The following is a 19939-nucleotide window of genomic DNA, read 5'->3' as shown; positions in this document are numbered from 1 at the left end:
AACACCTGAACACCAGCCCTGCTGCATCCTAGCGATTTTTGTGCCTGTTTTTCAGGAGCGAAAGGGGCTAAGGCGCCCTTTCAGGAATTTTAGAGGTATTCGCCCCATGGGCTTCAAATGCGGTATCGTTGGCCTGCCGAATGTCGGCAAGTCCACCCTTTTCAATGCTCTGACCCAGACGGCAGCCGCCCAGGCCGCCAACTACCCGTTCTGCACCATCGAGCCGAATGTGGGCGAAGTCGCCGTGCCGGAGCCGCGCCTGACCAAGCTGGCGCAGGTGGCGGGCTCCAAGGAGATCATTCCGGCCCGCATGAACTTCGTGGATATTGCCGGCCTCGTTGAAGGCGCAAGCCAGGGCGAAGGCCTCGGCAACAAGTTCCTCGCCAATATCCGCGAGACGGACGCCGTCATCTACGTGCTGCGCTGCTTCGAGAATGACGACATCACCCATGTTCGCGGCAAGGTGGACCCGATTGCCGACTTTGAAGTGGTCGAGACCGAGCTGATGCTCGCCGACCTGGACAGCCTCGAAAAGCGCAAGGCGAACCTCATCAAGAAGGCCAATTCCGGCGACAAGGATGCCAAGGCGCAGGTCGCGCTGATGGATCTGGCGCTGAACGAGCTGAAAGAGGGCCGCCCGGCCCGCAAGGCGAAGGTGCCTGCGGACGATCTCAAGGCCTGGAACATGCTCCAGCTGCTGACCGCCAAGCCCATCCTGTTTGTGGCCAATGTGGACGAGGCAAGCGCTGCCACCGGCAATGCCTTTTCCAAGAAGGTCGAGGAGCGCGCCCAGCAGGAGGGCGCCATCGCCGTCGTCATCTCCGCCCAGATCGAATCCGAGCTTGCCATGCTGGACGAAGCCGAGAGCAAGGAATTCCTCGAAACCCTGGGCCTGGAAGAACCCGGCCTCACCCGCCTCATCCGCGCCGGCTACGAGCTCCTGGGCCTGCAGACCTATTTCACCGCCGGCCCCAAGGAGGCCCGCGCCTGGACCATCCACAAGGGCTGGACCGCCCCCAAGGCGGCTGGTGTGATCCATGGCGACTTTGAAAAGGGCTTCATCCGCGCCGAGACCATCGCCTTCGACGACTATGTCGCCTGCGGCGGTGAGGTTGGCGCCAAGGAAGCGGGCAAGATGCGCTCTGAAGGCAAGGAATATGTCGTGCAGGACGGCGATGTGATGCTGTTCCGCTTCAACGTCTGACGCCCTGCCAGGCCCCCAAAGAAAAAGGCCGGACCTTGCGAAGGGTCCGGCCTTTTTCTTGTTCTGGAAACCCGCCGGTTACGGCATCGCCTCAAAGCCCGGCGTGTCTTCCACCGGCTTGCGGTTGATGTCGACACCCAGCATCAGGACAATCGCGGCCGCAAAGTAGATCGACGAATAGGTGCCGATGATGATGCCCCAGATCATCGCGACACTCATCCCCTGCAACACCGGGCCGCCAAAGATCGCGATGGCGAGCACAGCGATGATCGTCGTGCCGCCTGTCAGGAATGTGCGCGAAAGCGTCTGGTTGGTGGCGATGTCGATCACCTCGGTGGCCGGCATCTGCTTGTACTTCCGCCGGATCTCCCGGATCCGGTCGAACACCACCACTGAGTCGTTGACCGAATAGCCGATGATCGTCAGCAGCGCCGCGATGGTCGTCAGGTCGAACTCCAGCTGCAGCAGCGAGAAGAGGCCAATCGTGCCGATGGCATCGTGCACCAGCGCCGCAATGCCGCCAACGGCATAGGACCATGTGTACCGGAAGGCGATGTAGAGGAACATCATGATCGTCGCGACGCCGAGCGCAATCATGCCTTCGCGGAACAGCTCACTGGAAACCTTCGGCCCGACCGAATCGTTCCGCAGGATGTCAGCGTCGGCGAGGTTGAACTCCCGCTTGAGCGCGTTGACGACATAGGTATTGGACGCGGCAGACGCCCGCTCTGCCTTGTCCTCGTCCGACAGGGCCTGGAACTCGGGGCCCAGCAGAGACTGGTCGAGATCGCCGAAGCGGATGACCACCAGTTCTCCATTGGCATTGGTGGCGGAGTTTACGGTCAGGCTGCCCTGAATGCGGCTGCGCACTTCCGGAACGGTCACCTGCTCTGTCTGGCGCAGCTCGATCACCGAGCCGCCGGCAAAGTCGACGCCGAGATTGAGCCCACGGGTCATCACCAGATAGACCGAGGCAATCATCATCACCACCGACAGCACCACGCCGACATAGCGATAGCGCATGAAGGGTATTTTGGTCTCTTTAGGCCAGTATTTGATCAGCATCTTTTCTGTTCCTAACCGCCTAAACCGCGAAGCTCTTGGTCTTGAACGCCTTCATCCAGAAGATCGTCAGCATCCGCGTGAACACGAACGCGGTGAACACGGAGGTGACGATGCCGAAGGCCAGCGTGACGGCAAAGCCCTTCACCGGGCCGGACCCCAGCGTGTAGAGGATAATTGCTGCAAACAGCGTCGTGACGTTGGCGTCCAGAATGGTCACCAGAGCGCGCTCATAACCCGCCTGCACGGCGGTCCAGAGCGACCGGCCATTGTTCTGTTCTTCCCGTATCCGCTCGAACACCAGCACGTTGGCGTCCACCGCCATACCGATGGTCAGAATGATGCCGGCGATCCCTGGCAGCGTCAGCGTGGCGCCCACCAGCGACAGCGCCGCAAAGATGAGGATCACGTTCGCCATCAGTGAAAACACCGCAAACATGCCCTGCAGGCCATAGGCCAGCACCATGAACACGGCCACCAGCGCCAGGCCGACGATGGCCGCCCGGAAGCCGGACTCGATGGAGTCTTCCCCCAGCGTGGAAGAGACAACCCGTTGATCCAGGAACTGCACCTTGGCCGGCATCTCACCGGCCGCGATGATCGCGGCGAGATCCTGTGCCTGCTCGATGGTGAAGGAGCCCGTGATCCGCACATTCCCGCCGGGGATCGGCTCATTGATGCGCGGGGCCGACATGATCACATCGTCCAGAACGATGGCAAACAGCTTGCCCGAATTGTTCCGGGTCGTTTCGTAGAATTTGCGCGCGCCATTGGCGTTGAGGCGGAAGTTGATCTGCGGGCGGTTGGCATCGTCATTGCCCTGGCTGGCCGTGGCAATGTCAGAGCCGACCACTTCGGGAATTTCGCGCACCAGCAGCGGCCCGGTCTCCGGCCCTTCCAGCAGGCGGAAGCCCGGCTTGATGACGCCGGCCTGGGCCGAAGCAATCTCTGCCGGGCTGGATTCGACGAGGTTGAACGTCATCCGGCCATCGCGGCTGAGAAGATCCTTCAGGCGTTCCGGGTCCGGCTCGCCCGGCGCTTCCAGCACGATGCGGTTGGTGCCCGAGGGCGTCAGCGAGATTTCGGCCACGCCGTCCGGGTCGACCCGGCGGCGCACGATGGTCATGGTCTTGTTCAGCGCGTCCTGCAGCATCGCCGTTTCAGACGCAGACGAGACGCTGACGAGAAGGCTGTCGGGTCCGGCGCGGGAGATGTCGAACGTCTTCCCGCCGCCGAGGCCGCCTTCAATCGGGCTGTTGATCCGGTCGAGGCGCCGCAGGGCATCCTCCACCGGGAAGTTGCCGTCTGCGTCGGGCCGGCTGAGCTTGATCAGCATGGTGCGCCCGCGAAGTTCCGGCTGGAAGAAGATCGGATCGCGGTCAGAGGTGCGGGCAAAGGCCGAGCGCACATCGCGCGCAAACACCTCAAGCCGGCTGCTGATCACCTCTGTCGCCGGGATCTCCATCTCGAGATACACGCCGCCGCGAAGATCGAGGCCGAGGTTCACCGCTTTCTTGGGCAGAAAGCCCGGCGCATTCGACATGTTCACGGCATTCGGAAGCGCCATGATCACGCCCCAGATCAGCACCCCGAATACCAGCAGAACTTTCCACGCCGGAAATTGAAGCATTGCGCAATCCTATTGCTTGGAGAGGAGACTGGCCGATCAGTCGTTTGCCGGAACCGGCTCGGCCTTGTTGCGCACTTCAATCACCATCGACTTGATGACGCGAACGCGGACATTCTCTGCCAGATCAAGGGAAATTTCGGTATCGCTGACCTTGTTCACCTTGCCGATCAGGCCGCCGGAGGTGACCACGGTGTCGCCGCGCTTGATATTGCTCACCATCTCGGTGTGCTTTTTCGCGCGCTGCTGCTGCGGGCGGATCAGCAGGAAGTAGAAGATCAGGATGAGCGGCAGGAACATCACCAGCTGCATCATCAGGCCGCCGCCCGGCGAGGCAGGCGCGCCCTGGGCGATGGCCGGCAGGGCCAGCGCCGCCGAAATGAGACCAAGTGTCAGAAAACGGGCGGACATATCGACATTCTCCAGAATATTCTGCGGCGGAGCCGGGGAACAGTGGCGTATAGCTGGGCAACCCCAGCTTGGCAAACTACCCCTGCAGGCGATTCCCCCTGTATTCAAACTGTATTCAAAGCACTTGCGCGCGTCCTTCGGCAAGCCGGGGCATCCATTGGAAGAGGGGCTGGCGCCCGGTCACCTCGCCGGCGGCATTGAGGCTGACAAGGCTGGTCTGGGCGGGCCCTGCAGCCACCGGCACCACCAGCCGGCCATGCCGGGTGAGCTGCGCAGGCAAGCCCTCCGGAACGGTCTCGACCGCCCCTGCCAGCACGATGGCATCGAACGGCCCCTGCTCCGCCCAGCCATGGAGGCCGTCCCCATGCGCGATCGACACGTTCGCAATGCCCAGCCGCGCCATCCGCGCGCGCCCCTCCTCGGTGAGGCGCCGGAACCGCTCCACCGCGCAGACATGCCCGGCCAGCTGGGCCAGCAGCGCCGCCATATAGCCAGAGCCCAGTCCGACCAGCAGCACGCGCCCCTCCCGGCCCCGCTTCAGACCCATCGCCTGGATCAGATGCCCCGTCGCCGAGGGGCGCAGCATCACCTGCCCGCACAGGATCGGCAGCATCGCATCCTCAAATGCCAGCGCCTCCAGGCCCGGCGTGTCCACAAAGGCCGCCCGGCCGATAGTCTCCATCGCGGCCAGCACCAGAGGATCGGTCACCCCCTCCTGCCTCAGATGCAGAAGAAGCCGCGCAGCGCGGAAGGGATCGGCGATCAGCTCTGCCATGACTCCTTCAGCGTTTTCAGGAACGGCTCGTGCGTCAAGTCCACATGCAGCGGTGAGATCGAGACATAGCCGTCATAGATCGCACGGATGTCAGTCCCTTCGTCGGGCTTGGACAGCTTCCCGCGATAGCCGATCCAGTAATAATCATTGCCGCGCAGGTCCTCGCGGCGGTCGGTGTGGATGATCGCCTCGTCGCGGAAGCCCTGTCTTGTGATCTGTATTCCGCGTACATCGCCGGGCTCCACATCCGGGAAGTTCACATTCATCACCACATCATTCGGCCAGCCCATCTCCAGCAGCGGCCGGATGGCCTTGGCGCCCCAGGCCTTCGCCGTTTCCCAGGAGAGCGAACCGCGCTCGCGGAAATTCTGCGCCTGGCTCAGCGCAATCGACGGCACGCCAAGCTGCATCCCGAACATCGCCGCCGCGATGGTGCCGGAAAAGCTCGTATCCTCGGCAATGTTCTGCCCGCGATTGACGCCCGACAGCACAAGCTCCGGCATTTCCGGCATCAGGTCGCGCAGCGCCAGCAGCACCGCGTCCGACGGAGACCCCGCAACCGCCCAGGCCTTCGCCCCCACCTTGCGCACCCGCACGGGCTGCGTCAGCGAAATCGCCCGCCCCTTGCCGGACTGTTCCTCCTCAGGCGCCGCAATCCAGATGTCGTCAGACAGCTCCTTGGCAATCTCCTCCAGCACGGAGAGACCGGGCGCGTTGATGCCGTCATCATTGGTCAGGAGAATTCTCATGTCACCCTTCTAACTCCCCTCGCCCGCTTGCGGGAGAGGGGCTGGGGGTGAGGGCTGCAGCGTCAGCCGCATTTCCTGACCTCACCCCCTCATCCCCAACCCATTCTCCACAGAGTGAGAAAGGGCTTAATTGATCACCTCAACCCCGCCCATATACGGCACCAGCGCCTTGGGCACCGTGATAGACCCGTCCGCATTCTGATAATTCTCCAGCACCGCCACCAGCGTGCGGCCGACCGCGAGGCCCGAGCCGTTCAGCGTGTGGACATATTCGGGCTTTGCTTTCGGCTCGGGGCGGTAGCGCGCGTCCATGCGGCGGGCCTGGAAGTCGCCGCAGTAAGAGCAGGAGGAAATCTCGCGATAGGTGTTCTGCGAGGGCAGCCACACTTCAAGGTCATAGGTCTTGCGCGCGCCCGCGCCCATGTCCCCGGTGCAGAGCAGCACGCGGCGGAAGGGCAGCTCCAGACGTTTGAGCACTTCCTCGGCGCAGCCCGTCATCCGCTCGAGTTCCTTCAGCCCCTCTTCCTCATTCGCCACGATGGAGACCAGCTCCACCTTGTTGAACTGGTGCTGGCGGATCATGCCCTTGGTATCGCGCCCCGCACTGCCCGCTTCAGAGCGGAAGCAGGGCGTGTGGGCGGTGAAGCGGAGGGGGAGTTGCGCCGCCTCCAGGATCTGTTCACGGACGAGATTGGTAAGTGGGACTTCAGAGGTGGGGATGAGGAAGAATCGGCTTTCGAAGATCTCTTTAGAAACATATTCGCTAGCTAGGATCACCTCATCAATAGAATGCCCCTGAACTTCGTTCCGGTGCACAATATATTGAGAAACTCCCTCAAGGATGTCATTTGGCCGCAGGTCATTTGTTTGGAAAAGATCTTCTTCAAACTTCGGCAACTGCCCCGTCCCCAACAGCGCCTGATCGCGCACCAGCAGCGGAGGACTAACCTCCTCATACCCATGCTCCGTCGTCTGAAGGTCGAGCATGAAGTTTGCCAGCGCCCGTTCCAGCCGGGTCAGCTTGCCGCGCAAGGCCACAAAGCGCGCGCCGCTCATCCGGGCAGCGGCTTCAAAGTCCATCAGCGGGAACCCGCCCTGCCCTTTCAGGGCTTCGCCGAGATCGGCGTGGTCCTTGGGCGCGTTGATGCCTTTCGGCGTGCCCCATTTGTGGATTTCGCGGTTGGCATGCTCGTCCGCCCCGTCCGGCACTTCGTCCAGCGGCAGGTTCGGCAGGCCCATCAGCACATCGTCCAGCGCCTTGCGGGCGGCGTCTTCATCCGCGCTCGCCTGCTCGATGGTGGTCTTCGCCTCGGCCACCAGCGCCATCAGGCGCTCGGCCTCGGCGTCGTCCTTCTTGGCTTTCGCCTGGCCGATCAGCTTGGAGTTTGCATTGCGCGCGCTTTCGGCGTCCTGCTTGGCGGTGGTCGCCTCGCGCCACTGCGCATCCAGTTTCAGGATTTCATCGACCACAGAGCCCAATCCAGACTTCCGGCGGTTCCATGCATTGCGGAAAACATCAGGATTGTCGCGGATGGCGCGGATATCGAACATTGGGAAGCCTCAGGCTCTGGTGGGTAATGGGAAGGCTCTAATCCGCGCCGCCCCCTCCTGTCCACCGGTCAGACCCGAGTGGTAACCACCTCGGTGCCGGCCTCTTCGGTCTCGTCTGCCTCTCCGGCGGCCTCTTCTGCCGTATCCTCTACAGGATCGGGCAGGTCTGCGTCCTTGGCTGCGTCGGCCAGCAGGGCGAGCGGCGTGCGCTCGCGCGGCAGCAGACGGGCCTCGGGCTCGTCATCCACCGGCGGGGGCGCCTTGGGCCTTGGCGGCGGCGCCTCGGCCGGCTCGCGCCACACCGTCTCCACCTTGTTCTTGCCCAGCGTGGTCACTTCAATCGCCGGCTGGATCTGCGACAGGCGGCGCATCATGGCGGCGAAGTTCTTGTGGCCAAACCAGGGGCGCAGGCCCGCCTGATAGGTGGGGGTGAACTCCTGAATGAGGCTCAGCGCCCGCACGACGCGCGTCTTGGACAGCGGCTGGTCGGGCATCCGCTCGCCCAGCTCCTTGATGATCGCGACCGCGCGCAGCAGCTCTGGCGGTGGCCCATCCTTGGGCGCCTCGCTCGTGTCCAGCGCGGCCCGCACCCGCCCCATCAGCGGCGAGCGGCGCTCCCTCACCAGCGTCAGCGGCGCAATCTCGGGCGGCGGCGAGCGCAAGGCATACCATTTGCGCTTGGCGCGCTGGTAGCTGAACGCCGCCTTCAGCGCCCCGATATGGATCGCCGCATCGGCATACTGGCTGAACAACTCATAGGTCGGGTCGGTTTCCTTGCCGCAGGCCACCACCCGCAGCTCGCCCGCCTGCACCCGGTTCACTACCGGCACAAAGTCTGAGTCGGTGGTCAGGATGACGAACTCCTCGACCTCCTCATTCACCAGCGCAATCTCGATGGCGTCCATCGTCAGCACGATGTCGGCAGAGCTTTTGCCCGCGCTGATCTTGCGCTTGGCCAGCGCCCGGCAGTTATAGGCGGAGAACCCCGCCCGCTCGAACTCCGGACGATACTTGTCGAATTGCAGGTTCCAGTAGACGCGCTTGTCGATGAAACGGCGGCGGCGGCTCTTCGGCGAGAAGGCGCCATCCTCCAGCCAGAGCAGCCAATTGGACAGCCCGCTGACAACCTCTTCACTGGTCGCGCCGTAGATATTGTCGAAATCGACCAGCAGGACGCTTTTAACGCGCGACACTCGGGCAGGCTCCTCGTTTCTCGGGAGACGGTTGGTTTCTATCCGGCGCCTAGGTTCAACACCTGACCATAAAATGCAACGCCGCCGCTGCAGGGAAAATCATTCGGCCGCCGCTGCCGCCGCATCGGCCTTTTCCGCCTTCCGCTCGATCATGCGCACGCAGAAGATGGAAATCTCGTAGAGAAGGTAGACCGGCCCTGCCAGAAGAAGTTGTGAAATCGCGTCCGGCGGCGTGAACAGGGCGGCAAAGGCAAGGATGCCGACGATCGCATATTTGCGCCCCTTGCCGAGGCCCGATGATGTGACGAGGCCAATCTTGCCAAGCAGCGTCAGGATCACCGGCAGCTGGAACGAAATGCCAAAGGCCAGCATCAGCGCCATCACGAGGGAGAGATAGTCTCCCACCCGCGGCATCATCTTGATGGTGGTCTGCGCGGCGTCCACCTGCTCCATCGACACGGTAAAGCGCGCCAGCATGGGCAGCATGATGTAATAAACAAACGCCGCGCCCAGAGAGAAGAGGATCGGCGCGAAGACGAGATAGGGCCAGAACGCGCCGCGCTCGGATTTGTAGAGCCCCGGCGCGACGAAGGCATAAATCTGCCAGGCAATCACGGGGAACGCCAGAAACACGCCGGCAAACAGCGCCAGCTTCAGCTTGGCGAAGAAGAATTCCATCGGCGCGGTGAAGATGAACTCCAGCTTCGAGCCGCGCACATCTTCGGCGACGGAAGCGAACGGCGCCACCAGCAGATTGTAGATCTGGTCTGCAAAGAAGAAGGCCCCGATCGTCGCGACGGCCAGCGCCAGCAACACCTTGATCAGCCGCCCCCGCAGCTCGATCAGATGGTCCAGCAGCGGCGCGCGGCTGGATTCCACCTCATCATCGAGGATTTCGGGCTGCTCGTCCTTGGGCGGGGCGTGGTTCATGCAGGGCCGCCCTTGGCAGCGGCCGGGCCGGGCTGGTCGTCAGGCTCAGGCGCCTCCACGGAAGGCGCAGGGGGCGATGCCGGATGCTCGCGCATGATGGCCGAGTTCACATCCGCCTCATATGCGGCCAGATCGTCCTGCGCAGAGGCCAGCGTGTTGGATTTGCGCAGCTCCTGGATTTCCTTCTTGAGTTCATCCAGCTCGCTCTGGCGGGCGATGTCGTCAAACGCCGCCTGGAACTCGCGCGCCATGCGCCGGCCCTTGCCCATGATCTGGCCAAGCTTGCGCATCATCATCGGCAGGTCCTTGGGACCAATGATGATGAGCGCCGCAAGGCCGATCAGCAATAATTCGGAAAACCCGATGCCGGGCAGCATGGCTATGCGCCCTCCGCTTGCGTCATCAGGACGACGTCTTCGTTTCGTCCTTCTTGGGCGTGATGTCGACCATCTCGTCCTTTGTCACCGGCTTGGTCTCTTCTTCCTTGAGGCCCTTGCGGAAGGCACCGATACCTTTAGCCATGTCGCCCATGATGGAAGAAATGCGTCCCCGGCCGCCGAACAGCAGCAGGGCGATGACGACCACGATCAGAATTTGAATCCAGCTTGGCGCCATGAACGCGACTCCTGAGGTTTGTGCGAGTATAGAGCCCCGCCGCTGCTGGAACAATGGCGCGAAGCTGCTTAAGAGGTTACCGCATGCGTATAGCGACCTGGAATGTCAATTCGATGAAGGCCCGCCTGCCGACTGTTCTGCAGGTGCTGACCGATATCAGTGCAGACGTGGTCTGCCTGCAGGAACTGAAGTGCGAGACCGACGCCTTCCCCTATCTCGAAATCGAGGAAATGGGCTGGAACTGCGCTGTTCACGGCCAGAAAAGCTATAATGGCGTGGCCATCCTCTCGAAATTCCCCCTGCAGGATGTCACCCGCGAGATGTCCACCCTGAAGGACGACCAGGCCCGCTATATCGAGGCCACGGTGCTGGCAGACCGGCCCGTGCGCGTCGGCGGGCTCTACCTGCCCAATGGCAATCCGGCGCCTGGCGAGAAATATGACTACAAGCTCGAATGGGTCGCCGCGCTGGAAGATCATGCCCGCAGCCTCCTGAAGGCGGAGGAGCCTTTCGTCCTCTGCGGGGACTATAACGCTATTCCCGCCCCGGAAGATTGCTGGGACGATACGGTCTGGAACACCGATGCCCTCGGCCTGCCCGAAACCCGCGCCGCTTGGCGCCAGCTGAAGCATCTTGGCCTCACCGATGCCTTCGAGGCCTGCGATGGCCGCGCCCACCAATATACCTTCTGGGACTATCAGGGCGGCGCCTTCCAGAAGGATCACGGCATCCGCATCGACCACATCCTCGCCTGCCCGCGCATGACTGACCGTCTGACGGCCATCGAAATCTACCGGAAAGCCCGCGCGATGGACAAACCATCGGACCACGTGCCCGTCATTGCCACCTTTGAAGACTGACCCTCGCCCGCTTTCCGGAGCCCTTCATGCCGCCGCATGTCCTGCCGATCGTCCTTCTGTCGATCTCCAACCTCTTCATGACCATGGCCTGGTATGGCCACCTCAAATTCAAGGCCGCGCCGCTGGTGCTGGTCATCTTCGCCAGCTGGGGCATCGCCCTGATCGAATACATCTTCGCCGTACCGGCCAACCGCTGGGGCCATTCGGTCTATTCAGCCGCCGAACTCAAGACGATCCAGGAGGTGATCACCCTGATCGTGTTCGCCGGATTTTCGGTCTGGGTGCTTAAGGAGCCGCTCGGCTGGAACCACGCCATTGGGTTCGGCCTGATCGCGCTCGGCGCCTGGTTCATCTTCCAGGGCAAGTAAGGCAGGCGGCAAGGCACCTGACCCCGCCGCCTGCAGAAATCTTACTTCGTGATTTCTTCTTTGACTTCCTTGGCAGTCTCTTCAACGGCCTGGCCACCGGCCTTCACGTCTTTGCCCATGCCCTCAATGGTGTTGCAGGCTGCCAGCGTCGGCAGGGCGACAACCGCGATCAGAGCCATCATCACTTTTTTCATCTGATTTCTCCTGTGTGTGGTGAGTTGAAGATGGCCCGCCGCCCGCATTCGGGCAAGCCTCTTCCAATCCTTTCAACGCCTTATGTGGCTTAATTACCTCACTGCGCGGGCCCGCGTCATTCCCGTTTCCAAACGCTCCGACTCTTTGCTAAAGAGCGCCCATGAAATCCGCTGTTATCGTCTTCCCCGGCTCCAATTGTGATCGTGACGCGCATGATGCGCTGGCCAAGCTGACCGGCAAGGCCCCGGCCATGGTCTGGCACAAGGACGGGGAAATCCCCGCCGGAACAGACCTTGTAATGGTGCCCGGCGGCTTTTCTTACGGCGATTACCTGCGCTGCGGCGCCATGGCGGGCAACTCGCCCATCATCTCGCAGCTGAAAGCCCATGCCGAGCGCGGCGGATATATCCTCGGCGTCTGCAACGGCTTCCAGATCCTCACCGAAACCGGCCTCCTGCCCGGCGCGCTGGTGCGCAACGCCTCGCTCCACTTCGTCTGCCGCCCGCAGAAGCTGAAAGTCGAGAGCAGCAACACCGCCTTCACCAGCGCCTATACCGGTGGCAGCGAAGTCATGATCCCGATCGCCCATGCCGAAGGCAACTTCTTCGCTGATGCCGCGACGCTCGACCGCCTGGAAGGCGAAGGCCGCGTCGCCTTCCGCTATGCCGCTGGCGAAAACCCCAACGGCGCCGCGCGCGACATCGCCGGCATCCTCTCGGAAAACGGCCGCATCCTCGGCATGATGCCCCACCCCGAACGCGCCATCGGCGACCATGAAGGCGGCAGCGACGGCATTGGCCTGTTCAAGAGCCTGATGGCGGCGGCCTGATTTCCGGCCAATATCGCAAGACATCTTGGCTGATACACACCGCCCGGTTGCCGAACCGGGCTGACGTGTGGAATCTGCTTCTCAGGCTGCCCCGGAGGCAAACATGACCCAGACAGACCTTATCCGCCGCCTGCCCAAGGCAGAGCTTCACCTCCACATCGAAGGCAGCTTCGAGCCTGAGCTGATGCTGGCGCTGGCCGAGCGCAACAAGATCGACCTGCCGTTCAAGACACTTGAGGACGCAAAGGCTGCCTACAACTTCTCAAACCTGCAGGAATTCCTCGACCTCTATTATCAGGGCATGCAGGTGCTGCGCACCGAGGAGGACTTCTTCGACCTGACCTGGGCCTACCTTCAGCGGGCAAAGGCCGACAATGTCCGCCATGTCGAGATGTTCTACGATCCCCAAGCCCATACCGAGCGCGGCGTGCCGTTCGGCGTGGTGACAGACGGCATCCTCGCCGCCATCAAAAAGGGCGAGCAGGAGCTCGGCATCAGCGCCTACCTGATCATGAGCTTCCTGCGTCACCTCTCCGAAGAAGACGGCTTTGACCTCTTGGTGGAGTCCGAACCCTGGCACGACAAATTCATCGGCGTTGGCCTCGATTCCTCCGAGATGGGCCACCCGCCGTTGAAGTTCGAACGCCTCTACCAGCGCTGCCGCGAAATGGGCTTCAAGCTCTGCATGCATGCCGGCGAAGAAGGCCCGCCCTCCTATATCCGCGAAGCCCTGCTCGACATTGGCGTTGACCGGATCGACCATGGCAATCGCTGCATGGAAGACCCGGAACTCGTCAGCATGATCCGTGAAATGCAGATCCCGCTGACCAATTGCCCGCTGTCAAACCTGTCGCTCTGCGTCATCGACGATCTGAAGCAGAGCCCGGTGAAAGCTCAGCTCGAAGCAGGCCTTCTGGTCACGGTCAATTCCGATGACCCCGCCTATTTCGGCGGCTATATCGGGCGCAACTATGAGCAGACCGCCGCCGCGCTTGGCCTCTCGGATCAGCAACTCATCCAGCTTGCTCGCAACAGCTTCACCGCCAGCTTCCTTCCGGAGGCGGACAAACAGCGGCATCTTTCCGCAATAGAAACGGCCGCCTGATCCCAGACGGCCGCACTCTCTTGTTCTCGATGATTTAGCTGTTGGGCTCAGCCTCTTCAGCCGGCGCTTCGCCTGCCTCTTCCTCCGCCGCCGGAGCAGCGGCCGCCCCCGCCGCAAAGTCCGGGTAACAGCCGCGGATCAGGCTTTTCAGCATCGGGTCTGTCTCGAAAACGATGCCGCGCTCGCCCGAGGTAATCTTGATTTCGCCCGCGCCCGACGCCAGCACATAAGCCGGACGATCCAGCGGGTCAGTCATACCTTCCGCAGTGTTGGGCGTAATTCCGGGTGTGGCAGGCAGGCGGGCATTGCCGGCAGACGTGAACATGTCGATGGCGCCCACCGTATCCTCGGCAGACACGGCCTTGATCTGCAGAATCCGGTCGCCCGTTTCGGTGTCGGCCCTCATGCATGTTGCCGAGAAGAGTTCTTCACCCTCCGTAGACATGTAGGTCACCGTATCGCGCCCGGCCGTGGTGGAGCGTTCCCAGCTTCCCTCTGCTTCGACAATCACCGCTTCCGGCGGGGGCGGAGCTTCCTCTTCTTCCTCGGCCTGTGCGTCAGCCTCTGCCTGAGCCGCTTCAGCCGGCTGCGGATCAGCCGTCTGCTGATCGGCCTGAGCGTAGGCAGCGCCCGCAATCAGCGCGGCGGGAATAAGGGCAATCAATGGGTTCCGCATGATCTGGACTCCTCTGGTGCGTCACTTGTTAGTGCCAACGCATCAGAAAGCCGCAGGTTTCGCGCGCCCCAGAATTGCCCAGAAATGGCCTAGTTTGGCATTGCTTTCACGCCATCAATGTTCAACTAAAGTTGAGTTTTAATCCTCTTCTGATCGAACCCAAATGGACGAAACACCCAAACTCAACGAATACCTGCACGTCTGCACCACAGACTCCGCAGCTGGTGCCATCAAATGGATGTTCCTGGAAAAAATTCACGCTGCCCGCCCGCCGGTGCTGTGGTCTGGGATGATGGAAAATGTCGGTCCGATTGCTCTTCTCGGCCAGCCGCGAGAACGCTTCGATTGGTTCATCGATGTTGGCTTAGATCTTCATATTTATATGGGCTACTCGGAAGAGGGACCGGAGGCACTCATCGGCTTCTGGCAATCATTCTGGGCACAGATTGACGCGTGGAATGGCCCTATTCTCTATTGGTTCAGCAGCCTAAGTGCACAGGATCGCTCCCTGCTTCTATCACTTCACAGACGGATAGGAGAAACCCGGCCAATATTTCTCGTAGATGTTGGCCATCCAAGAGAAGGACAAACTGCCGTTACATCGCCTGGCGAACTCTCTCCTGAAAACCTGCTGTTACGGATTCCACAAGCACAAAGACTACGAACGTCCCTCAAACTCTCGCTGAACGAGAGTTACGCAAGTTTTGCGAGTCAGCCAAAAGTGCTTCGCTTATTGTCAGGCGACATTCTTTGCGAAGCGACTATTGAAACAGCGGATGCACGAATCCTGACTAGCTTTTCCCCTGAATGGGCACCCTTAAGACGAATCATGGCGAGCATTCCTGGTGCCTTTGGCATCGACGGCTTCCGAGACCTAGACTATACATGGCTGCTTTGGCGGGTAAATGAACTGTGTAACACAGGCCGGATTGAGCGGCGCGGCGGAGCCTTTGACCCTCAGTTCAGGGACGATCCATTTCTAGGCGATGCCCGTTTATCGACATGAGACTCAAGCAGAGAATGTAGAAAACGCCGCCCGCTCGGCCAGCGCGGCGTGGCCATCGATCATGCGTGTCAGTTCTTCCTCGCTCACATCCATCGAGAAATCCCCGCGCCCATGACTGCCGCCGAGGACGAGGCCGGTCTTGCGCGGGAACATGTAAAGCGCGCCGCCATTGCCCGGCGCGGTATAGGAATAATCGATCTCCGGCTGCGGCAGCAGATGCGACAGCTGCCCGCGGATCGGCATCAGCGTTTCATCGCCAAACAGTTTCGCAGCCCCCAGCCCCGTGCAGTTCACGATCACGGGCTGCGGCAGGGCGAGCACTTCTTCCAGCGCCTCAAACCGCCGCGCAATGAACTTGGCCCCAGCAAGCTGGGCATCCTTCATCAGCATGTCGAGATAATAATCCGGGTCGATCATCATCGCATGATAGCGTTCCTCATAGGGAAAGCCGAACCGCGTCTCGGCTGTGCGCACGTCAAGATCAGGATACAGATCATCCCCGCCCGGCAGCGCCCAGCGCGGATCGCGCACCCGGTTTGACACTTCCGAATGCTGCACCCAGCTGACACCATAGCCCGGCCGGTTCACATAGGGCAGAAATCCCCGATGCGCCTCGCGCGTCACCTGCCAGTTGAGCCGCAGGAATTCCTCGCTCGCCACATCCCGGTCATAGAGGCTGGAGGGCAGCCACAGCGCGCCGGCAATATTGGAGGTCGTGTTCGGGTGCATAAGCTCCGCATACACCGTCACGGCGTGGCCCCGCCGCGCCAGGATCAGCGCGCTCGTCAGCCCCATCACCCCGCCGCCCAGGATCGCCACATCCAGCCGCCCGGCCTCCCCCGCCATCACGGCGGCCCGCTGGCATGTGCCCCAGGAGAGCGTCACGCCGCAGCCGCCATGGCCGTAATTATGGATCACGGTCTTCTCGCCGAAGCGCTCGGCCTCCAGCCGGAACCCCTGAGGCCGGAAGGGCCGCAGGCCCACAACCGTCCGGGTAATCCGGTCCCGCTGCGACAATACTTTCGGGAAGGTCCGCTCCACGGGCGCAAGCGGCATCGCTGCGGGCGGGCTGACACAGGCGGCCAGCGCCGTCGCCCCCAGGCCAAGAAGAACAGTTCTGCGGGCAAGTTCTGGCATCGGGGCACTCCGTTTTTTGCCTGCCCTCTCTAGCGGCGCGCCGGGCCCTTCGCCAAGCCGCCGGAGAATTACACTCCCGTCATCTGATCCAGCCACCACTGGTTCATCTGCCAGATGGATTTCTCCAGCGGGGAAAGCCGCCCCTGCCCTGTCATCGGCGCGGTCAGCCCGGCCCACACGCTGTCATTGGCGGCGATGTCTTCCATATGGATGGCGGTGGCAAACTGCGCCGTGCCCTCGACGATGTCTTCAAACCCTTCTGCCTCCTTCAGCCAGAAGGGCAGGCAGATATGGATCTTGAGGCTCAGCCTGTCCGGGCCCTTGGGAAAGAGCTGATACCAGAGCACCGATGCCCCCTGGATGCCGAGCAGGAAATGCGGAAACACAACCGAGGCGAACAGATCCTTCGCCTGCCAATCCTCCAGCCCCGGCGGCGGCGGCAGAATGGAGGGCTCATCGGGATGGGCTGACGGCATATGCAGGATAGACCAGGGGCCGTCGCTCTCCGGCACACGGGAATCGCGGGCGTGGAAGGCCGGCTCAAACGTTTCCGGATGCACCCCGATATGGTGGTAGGCCTCCATGAAATTCTCCACCAGCACCTTCCAGTTCCAGCCATGCTCGAACTCCAGCGTCCGCGCCACGATCAGGTCAGACAGGCGGAAATTCTCGAAATAGCGCGTGTAGGTCTCCACCTGCGGCGCAAAGGAGCGCGCTTCGGCGTCAAGGTTTGCCAGAATGAACCCTTCCCAAACCTCGCTGCGGATTTCAGGCAGGTTGCAGGCGGCCGGGTCAAATCCCTCCGCGCCCTCCATCAAGGGGGCCCGCACCAGCGCCCCGCCCGTATCATAACTCCAGGAGTGATAGGGGCAGGTGAAGAGTTTCCGGTTCCCTGCCCCTTCGGCCACCAGCGCCGCGCGGTGGCGACAGACGCGTGACAAAACCCGCACCTTTCCGTCATGCCCGTGCACCACCATCACCGGCTGCCCGGCCAGATCAAGAGAGAGGAAATCCCCCGGCTGGCCCACCTGATCGAGCCGCGCCAGCGGCCACCAGCCCCGCCGGAAAATCCGCGCCTCCTCGCGGGCATAAATCTCCGCCGAAGTGTACGCCGCCGGCGGCAAGGTCCACGCCTGCGCCAACGGCGCCCGGACCCGCGCACGCATTTCAGCGGTCAGTTCTGGCAGAATATCGGTCAATTTCATTTCCTCCCACCCCAAACGTGACGCATGCGTCACGTTTTGTCCACCCTGCCCCGCGCCGATGACACAACAAGACTGGCCGAGCGCCCCGCCGCGGGTTAAAGCGCGCGGGTTGAACCCAGCCGCAAACCCGAATAGCGCTGCGCCAGATCTTACCTCACGGGCCAAACCGATGACCGACACCGCAACCATTCTCTCCCATCTCAAGGCCGAGCAGGACGCCGCCTCCGGCGCCGGGCACGGTATCAAGGCCGATGAATGGGAGCGGCTCGTCAGCCGCCTTGGCCGCAATCCCAACCTTGTGGAACTCGGCATCTATTCGGTGATGTGGTCGGAGCACTGCTCCTACAAATCCTCCCGCCGCCACCTGTCGAAATTCCCGACCAAAGGCCCCCGCGTCATTCAAGGGCCCGGCGAGAATGCCGGCGTCATCGACATCGGCGATGGCCAGGCCGCCATCTTCAAGATGGAGAGCCACAACCACCCCTCCTATATCGAGCCCTATCAGGGCGCCGCCACCGGCGTGGGCGGCATCCTGCGCGACGTGTTCACCATGGGCGCGCGGCCCATCGCGCTCGTCAACGCCCTGCGCTTTGGCGACCCCAGCCACCCCAAGACCCGCCAGCTCGTCGCGGGCGTCGTGGCGGGTATCGGCGGCTATGGCAACTGCGTCGGCGTGCCCACCGTTGCGGGTGAAACCCAGTTCGACGAAGGCTATAACGGCAACATCCTCGTCAACGCGATGGCCGTCGGCCTCGCTGACCAGGACAAGATCTTCTATGCGCGCGGCGCCCTGCCCGGCCTGCCAATCCTCTATGTCGGCTCCAAGACAGGCCGCGATGGCATCCACGGCGCCACCATGGCCTCAGCCGAATTCACCGAAGGCGAGGAAGACAACCGCCCGACCGTTCAGGTCGGCGACCCCTTCACAGAAAAGCTGCTGATCGAAGCCTGCCTTGAGCTGATGGCTACCGATGCGATCCAGTCCATCCAGGACATGGGCGCGGCCGGCCTTACCTCCTCCTCGGTCGAGATGGCCGACAAAGGCGGCGTCGGCATCGAGATGGACCTCGACAAGGTGCCCCAACGCGAAACGGGCATGACGGCTTATGAAATCATGCTGTCGGAAAGCCAGGAGCGGATGCTGATGATCCTGAAGCCTGGCAAGGAAGCTGTGGCCAAGGCAATCTTCGACAAATGGGATCTCGACGCCGAAGTCATCGGCGTGACGACCGAAACCGGCCGCCTCGTGCTCAAGCAGTTCGGCGAAGTCGTGTGCGACATCCCCGTCGCCCCGCTCGGCGAGGACGCCCCCCTTTATGACCGTCCGTGGACGGAGCCGCCGAAACGCCCGGCCCTCGACATCACAAAGCATCCCGCTCCCGGCAACTATGCCGAAGTGCTCACAAAGCTGATGTCGACGCCCGACATGGCTTCCAAGCGCTGGGTCTGGGAACAGTATGACCGCCATGTGATGAACGACACGATCGACAGCTCCCAATCGGGCGGAGACGCCGCCATCGTCCGCGTCCACGGCACCAACAAGGCCCTCGCCATCTGTTCGGACTGCAACCCGCACTATGTGTCCGCCGACCCCTATGAAGGCGGCAAGCAGGCCGTGGCCGAAGCCTACCGCAACCTCTCCTCGGTCGGCGCCACGCCCATCGCCATCACGGACAACCTCAATTTCGGCAACCCCGAAAAGCCCGCCACCATGGGCTATATCGTGAAAGCCATCGAAGGCATGGCCGAGGCCTGCCGTGTGCTGAACTTCCCCGTCGTTTCCGGCAACGTCTCGCTCTATAACGAAACCGACGGCAAAGCCATTCCGCCTACCCCCGTCGTCGGCGGCGTCGGCCTGATAGACGACCTCTCGAAGATCGCCACCCTCAAGGGCGCCCAGCCGGGCGACGCGCTCGTGCTGATCGGCGAGACGGAAGCAGATTTCGGCGCATCCCTCTATGCCCGCAAATGGCTCGGCCTCAAGGGCGACGACCTTGGCCCGCCGCCCCCGGTGGACCTTGAAGCCGAGATCGCCAACGCCGCCGCCGTGCGCCAGCTCATTGCCAGCGGCGCCGTCCATGCCGTGCATGATGTCAGCGATGGCGGCCTCGCCGCTGCCGCCGCCGAGATGGCGCTCGCCGGCAATGTCGGCATCACGCTCGACCTTGGAGACCGCCTCGCCCGCATCGGCGCGCTGGCCGCCCTCTTCAGCGAAAGCCAGGGCCGCTATCTGGTCGCCGCAAAGAGTGAAGACGCCGTGTTCGACCTGATCGGCGATGTGCCCGCGCTCTATGTCGGCAGTGTCGACAATACCGGCGCGATCACCCTGCTGCATGATGTCCGCAAGAGCGAGAAAACCGTCCTGCCCCTGAAGACGCTGCGCGAGGCGCATGAGGGCTGGCTTCCCGGCTATATGAACGCCGTAGACTGAACAGGCGCCG

At 62.4% G+C, this 19939-nt stretch carries 21 protein-coding genes; 7 read left to right on the top strand and 14 right to left on the bottom strand.

Annotation, left to right across the window (positions count from 1 at the left end; genetic code table 11):
• Positions 1-106 precede the first annotated feature (106 nt).
• A complete protein-coding gene (gene ychF, locus C0456_RS01210; RefSeq protein WP_291047530.1) occupies positions 107-1204 on the top strand; it encodes a redox-regulated ATPase YchF in 1098 nt (365 codons plus the stop codon).
• 78 nt (positions 1205-1282) lie between these two features.
• Here ychF and secF read toward each other — a convergent pair whose 3' ends face one another.
• The 10 genes from secF to tatA form a co-directional block, all read right to left on the bottom strand.
• Complete coding sequence (secF, locus tag C0456_RS01205) at positions 1283-2269, bottom strand: protein translocase subunit SecF (protein WP_291047528.1); 987 nt, start codon at positions 2267-2269, stop codon at positions 1283-1285.
• Positions 2270-2288: 19 nt separating this feature from the next.
• On the bottom strand, positions 2289-3896 hold the full coding sequence (gene secD / locus C0456_RS01200; RefSeq protein WP_291047526.1) for a protein translocase subunit SecD: 1608 nt from the start codon (positions 3894-3896) through the stop codon (positions 2289-2291).
• Positions 3897-3932: 36 nt separating this feature from the next.
• Positions 3933-4304, bottom strand: coding sequence for a preprotein translocase subunit YajC (yajC, locus tag C0456_RS01195; RefSeq protein WP_291047525.1), 372 nt, complete (start codon positions 4302-4304; stop codon positions 3933-3935).
• A gap of 115 nt (positions 4305-4419) precedes the next feature.
• Positions 4420-5079, bottom strand: coding sequence for a methyltransferase domain-containing protein (locus tag C0456_RS01190; protein WP_291047524.1), 660 nt, complete (start codon positions 5077-5079; stop codon positions 4420-4422).
• Positions 5067-5828 (bottom strand): 5'/3'-nucleotidase SurE, encoded by a 762-nt coding sequence (gene surE, locus C0456_RS01185; RefSeq protein ID WP_291047523.1) that lies wholly within the window; start codon positions 5826-5828, stop codon positions 5067-5069. Before surE ends, C0456_RS01190 begins: the two co-directional genes overlap by 13 nt.
• Positions 5829-5954: 126 nt before the next feature.
• Positions 5955-7379, bottom strand: coding sequence for a serine--tRNA ligase (serS, locus tag C0456_RS01180; RefSeq protein ID WP_291047522.1), 1425 nt, complete (start codon positions 7377-7379; stop codon positions 5955-5957).
• Positions 7380-7447: 68 nt separating this feature from the next.
• Positions 7448-8572 carry an NYN domain-containing protein gene (locus C0456_RS01175; RefSeq protein WP_291047521.1) on the bottom strand — a complete coding sequence of 375 codons (1125 nt, stop codon included), beginning with the start codon at positions 8570-8572 and terminating at the stop codon, positions 7448-7450.
• A gap of 99 nt (positions 8573-8671) precedes the next feature.
• Positions 8672-9502 carry a twin-arginine translocase subunit TatC gene (gene tatC / locus C0456_RS01170; RefSeq protein WP_291047520.1) on the bottom strand — a complete coding sequence of 277 codons (831 nt, stop codon included), beginning with the start codon at positions 9500-9502 and terminating at the stop codon, positions 8672-8674.
• Complete coding sequence (gene tatB, locus C0456_RS01165; RefSeq protein ID WP_291047519.1) at positions 9499-9879, bottom strand: Sec-independent protein translocase protein TatB; 381 nt, start codon at positions 9877-9879, stop codon at positions 9499-9501. Before tatB ends, tatC begins: the two co-directional genes overlap by 4 nt.
• Before the next feature lie 25 nt (positions 9880-9904).
• Complete coding sequence (gene tatA, locus C0456_RS01160; protein ID WP_291047518.1) at positions 9905-10117, bottom strand: twin-arginine translocase TatA/TatE family subunit; 213 nt, start codon at positions 10115-10117, stop codon at positions 9905-9907.
• Positions 10118-10200: 83 nt separating this feature from the next.
• On the opposite strand from tatA, the gene C0456_RS01155 reads away from it, so the two are divergent.
• Together C0456_RS01155 and C0456_RS01150 are read left to right on the top strand one after the other, a co-directional pair.
• Positions 10201-10977, top strand: coding sequence for an exodeoxyribonuclease III (locus C0456_RS01155; RefSeq protein ID WP_291047517.1), 777 nt, complete (start codon positions 10201-10203; stop codon positions 10975-10977).
• Between the two features lie 26 nt (positions 10978-11003).
• A complete protein-coding gene (locus C0456_RS01150) occupies positions 11004-11345 on the top strand; it encodes a DMT family protein (RefSeq protein ID WP_291047516.1) in 342 nt (113 codons plus the stop codon).
• Between the two features lie 41 nt (positions 11346-11386).
• On the opposite strand, the gene C0456_RS01145 is transcribed toward C0456_RS01150, so the two are convergent.
• A complete protein-coding gene (locus C0456_RS01145; protein WP_291047514.1) occupies positions 11387-11539 on the bottom strand; it encodes an entericidin A/B family lipoprotein in 153 nt (50 codons plus the stop codon).
• A 161-nt stretch (positions 11540-11700) separates the two neighbouring features.
• Between C0456_RS01145 and purQ the strand changes: the two genes are divergently transcribed.
• Positions 11701-12369, top strand: a complete 669-nt coding sequence (gene purQ / locus C0456_RS01140; protein WP_291047512.1) for a phosphoribosylformylglycinamidine synthase subunit PurQ — start codon at positions 11701-11703, stop codon at positions 12367-12369.
• Between the two features lie 103 nt (positions 12370-12472).
• Positions 12473-13474 carry an adenosine deaminase gene (locus C0456_RS01135; protein ID WP_291047511.1) on the top strand — a complete coding sequence of 334 codons (1002 nt, stop codon included), beginning with the start codon at positions 12473-12475 and terminating at the stop codon, positions 13472-13474.
• Between the two features lie 34 nt (positions 13475-13508).
• Here C0456_RS01135 and C0456_RS01130 read toward each other — a convergent pair whose 3' ends face one another.
• Positions 13509-14150 (bottom strand): hypothetical protein, encoded by a 642-nt coding sequence (locus C0456_RS01130; protein WP_291047509.1) that lies wholly within the window; start codon positions 14148-14150, stop codon positions 13509-13511.
• Positions 14151-14313: 163 nt separating this feature from the next.
• On the opposite strand from C0456_RS01130, the gene C0456_RS01125 reads away from it, so the two are divergent.
• A complete protein-coding gene (locus C0456_RS01125) occupies positions 14314-15156 on the top strand; it encodes a DUF3658 domain-containing protein (protein ID WP_291047507.1) in 843 nt (280 codons plus the stop codon).
• A 3-nt stretch (positions 15157-15159) separates the two neighbouring features.
• On the opposite strand, the gene C0456_RS01120 is transcribed toward C0456_RS01125, so the two are convergent.
• Both C0456_RS01120 and C0456_RS01115 read right to left on the bottom strand, forming a co-directional pair.
• The gene (locus C0456_RS01120) at positions 15160-16293 is read right to left on the bottom strand and encodes an FAD-dependent oxidoreductase (RefSeq protein ID WP_291047505.1); all 1134 of its coding nucleotides are present in this window, start codon (positions 16291-16293) and stop codon (positions 15160-15162) included.
• A 68-nt stretch (positions 16294-16361) separates the two neighbouring features.
• Positions 16362-17492 (bottom strand): aromatic ring-hydroxylating dioxygenase subunit alpha, encoded by a 1131-nt coding sequence (locus C0456_RS01115; RefSeq protein ID WP_291047503.1) that lies wholly within the window; start codon positions 17490-17492, stop codon positions 16362-16364.
• Between the two features lie 175 nt (positions 17493-17667).
• On the opposite strand from C0456_RS01115, the gene purL reads away from it, so the two are divergent.
• A complete protein-coding gene (gene purL / locus C0456_RS01110) occupies positions 17668-19929 on the top strand; it encodes a phosphoribosylformylglycinamidine synthase subunit PurL (RefSeq protein ID WP_291047501.1) in 2262 nt (753 codons plus the stop codon).
• Positions 19930-19939 lie beyond the last annotated feature (10 nt).

The sequence above is a fragment of the Hyphomonas sp. genome (assembly GCF_013823385.1).
In the GTDB taxonomy this organism is placed as follows: Bacteria; Pseudomonadota; Alphaproteobacteria; order Caulobacterales; family Hyphomonadaceae; genus Hyphomonas.
The sequence above is the reverse complement of the archived record's forward strand: the minus strand, read 5'-3'. Positions and strand labels throughout refer to the sequence as shown.